Raw genomic sequence first — 3,213 nt, forward strand, 5'->3', positions numbered from 1 at the left:
ACGTCGCAGCAAGCGGCTGTCGCCTGGGCTGCCAACCTGGACAACCCGAGCGCAGCGACGATCCAGGAGCTCTGCGAGCGGCTAAGCCCTGCGGAGCTGGGCTCCGTCGAGGCGCGGTACGACGAAGCCCCGCGTGTCACGCGCCGCGCGCCTCTCGGATCGTCAGCACGCAGCACGACTTACCGAAGCCAGCGTCTGCCCCGCAAAGCCGCCCTCGTTGAGCGGTTCCGGGGGTTCTGCCGGGAACAGGGGGCCGAGGCGACGCCCCCGTGGCGGTACGGGTTGCTGGCCGACTTCCTGCGGCGGCAGGGCCTCGGTGCTCACAACGCCGCGGCTCTGCATCGGCAGCGAGTCGCGCTTCAGAGGGCGCTAGAGCTCGATCGCCTGCGCCACCTGCTGCCATTGGGCAGCTACTCTGGAGCAGGGAGGAACCCCGCGGGAGCCCGGGTCCTTGCCTGGAATAAGAGGAGGCGAAGGCCAGGAGCGGGGAGGACTCCGAGCTGCCCCGTCGTACGAGAGCTGCTCTTCGAGTGGTTCTGCTCCATACGGCGGTCCGTCCTCTCGCGCGTGCCCGTCGCTGTGCTCCGGGTGAAGGCCAAGTCCCTCCTGGACGAGGAGGTCGTGGCCTGCCTCCGTTCGGGGGCTGAGTCTCGGCCGCCGAAGCTGACGGACGCCTGGTTCCGGAACTGGCGCCACGAGTACGGCGTATCGCTGCGGAAGCCGAACCGGAAGTACAAAGTCGCGGGCTGGGTGTTACGCGAGCGCCTCGGCATCGGCTGGAACAACATCTTCGCGGTGCGCGCGCTCTGCGTGCTGGCCAACGGCTACGACATGGAGATGGAGAACTTCGATCAGGCGCCGTTCCACATGAACGAGGCAGGCTCCCGCGGTAGCGGGACACTGGCTCTTCGAGGAGCGCCGCGCCTCGTTCTCAAGGAGTGCCACGCGGCGACGCGCAGCCGCTGGTCTGTGAACACGATGACCACGAGCTGCGCGGAGCTGGCGGCGAGGTGTCCGCCTGTCGAGGTCATGTTCAAGGCCGACGGGGCGCGCTTAGCCCGCGCGCTCTCCTTGGAGGTGCCGGCCTGGGCGCCTTGGCTCACGGTAGTGACAGCGCCGAAGGCCTCGTACAGAGAGGAGCACATACTTGCGTTCATGGAGGCGCACCTGCCGGCAATGACAGAGGGCCGTCGCTGGCGCATCCTCTTCTGCGACGCCTTCGCGCCGCAGCTGGGCGAGGCCGTGCGGCACCTCGCGTGGCAGCGGGGCTACGTCCTTCTCGTCCACGGTGGTGGATCAACGGGCGTAGCCCAGCCGAACGACACGGACTTGCATCAGCACCTCCGTCGTGCCTACTTGGCCCTTGAGGAGGCGGACCTGCTGACACAGCAGCGCTTGAACCCCAGCCGCTGTCCGTTTGTCCGCCCGAAGGACGCGCTCCTCTGGATGGCGACGGTGTGGTCGAACGCGGCGTTGCACACCCACGCTGCCAAGGGTTTCTGGCGCTGTGGGCACAGGAACTCCCTGGACGGATCCGAGGACAACCTGATCTGCAGGGAGGCCCGCGAAGTCTGGGACGCCCTGGGCATGCCAGAGCGGCGCGCGCAGACTCTCCACGACGTTGACGTCGAGTACACTGGCGGACGCCTGCGGTGGACCTACGACGACGTGCAGAGGCTCATCGCACCCTACCCGCTTCGCGGCCAGCAGGACTTCGTTCAGGACGACGAGGGGGACCGTAGCGACGAGGACGGAGAGCCACCGCAGGAGCTGGAGCCGCCCGCCGAGGAGGAGAAGGACGCGGACGAGGAAGGCGGTTACCTCTCTGGGAGCGATGACGCCGATGACGCGAGAGATTTCGGCGGGACCTTCGCGGAGGCCGCTGCGTCCGCGGTCGCGGACCTTGCGCCAGAGGTGTGTGAGCTCGTCGAGGAGCACAAGCGGCGCATCGCTTGGCTCCAGCAACTCCTCCAGGACACCAGGAGCGAGACGGACCCTCACCTCGAGATGACTCTGCGGCGCGCGCTCCACGCCTCTCTGAAAAGAGCTCGCGGCAGCGCCCAGGCGCACCCTGCAGTCGCGCTCGCGGTAGTGAGCCATGAGGTGCTGGAGCGGACCAAGGAGGCAAGGCAGCGCATGATCGTCGAGGAGGCGACCAGCGATGCCAGAGCCCTCAAACGAGACCGAGAGCGGCTCAAGGCGGACACGGAGCGAGTGAAGAGGGCGCGCGCCAGCCTCCGCGCTGCCCAAGACGTCGCCACCTGCGCGCACACGCTGCGGACCTTCTCTCTCGAGGACATCGGCGCAGCCCACGCCCGTGGCGGCAACGCGGCGCATTGCCGCTGTCGCCAGGACGTGTTGGACCGAGTCCAACGCCACGGCCGGGCATTGGTTCCGGAGGAGCAGAACAACTGGGACTGGTTCCGCCGAGCCTGGGACTCGCAGCAGGCGCGCACGCACGGGGAGGCCTGGGCGGAAGTGTTCCGCGAGACGATGCTGGAGCTGCTGCGGAAAGTCGCGAGTGGCGAGGAAAGCGCGGTCGTGGACTTCATGCTGGACGAGACCCGCCGGGTCCTCTCCACCGCGCCCGTGGTCAGGTGCTGAGCGGCGCCGCCGTGGAACCCGCCCGCGTCCGAGCGGTCTCGGTGGAGATCCGAGGAGGAAGCAGGCGACCTTAGTGGAACCCGCCCCCCCTGTGCGCCATGTTGTCGGCAGAAGTCGGTCTCGAGAACCGCATCCTGTGAAGAAAAGGAGCCCGCAGGTCCTGAAGGTCAGTAGCCAGCTAATTCCTGAATTGCTTAAGTAATTTCCATGAAGCAGTGCCAGCGCTGGCAGCAAAGAAAAGCCAAAAAAGAACGCATTCTGGAACGCATTCTCGCCTGAGCACGCAGAGGGGAACAAAACGAAGATGTGAAACAACACAGCGAGCGACAAACCAAACTTCTTACTTAATTAATTAATTAATGTATTTATTAAGAAACATCGACAACCAAGCCCATCCGCAACCTTCCCGACAAAGAAAAATCTTACATCCTCAACCACACTGCCACGGTTAAATGCCAACCGATCCGGACGAGAAACGGCACCCACACAGATACCAGCGGCCTAACAATTCCTACCGTGGATCACTTGGGGTTCATCCGGGCAGAGCTGTCGGCATTTGGGTCCAGAGTTCGGAAAAAAAACTGAAAGAAACGATTTTGTGGGTTCTTC

Annotated in this window: 1 protein-coding gene; it reads left to right on the forward strand. The window is 65.1% G+C overall.

Going from position 1 to position 3,213, the window contains the following annotated elements; genetic code table 11:
* Positions 1-567 precede the first annotated feature (567 nt).
* Complete coding sequence (locus GY769_12720; protein ID MCP4202782.1) at positions 568-2,604, forward strand: hypothetical protein; 2,037 nt, start codon at positions 568-570, stop codon at positions 2,602-2,604.
* Positions 2,605-3,213: the final 609 nt, after the last annotated feature.

The sequence above is a fragment of the bacterium genome (assembly GCA_024224155.1).
Classification (GTDB): domain Bacteria; phylum Acidobacteriota; class Thermoanaerobaculia; order Multivoradales; family JAHEKO01; genus CALZIK01.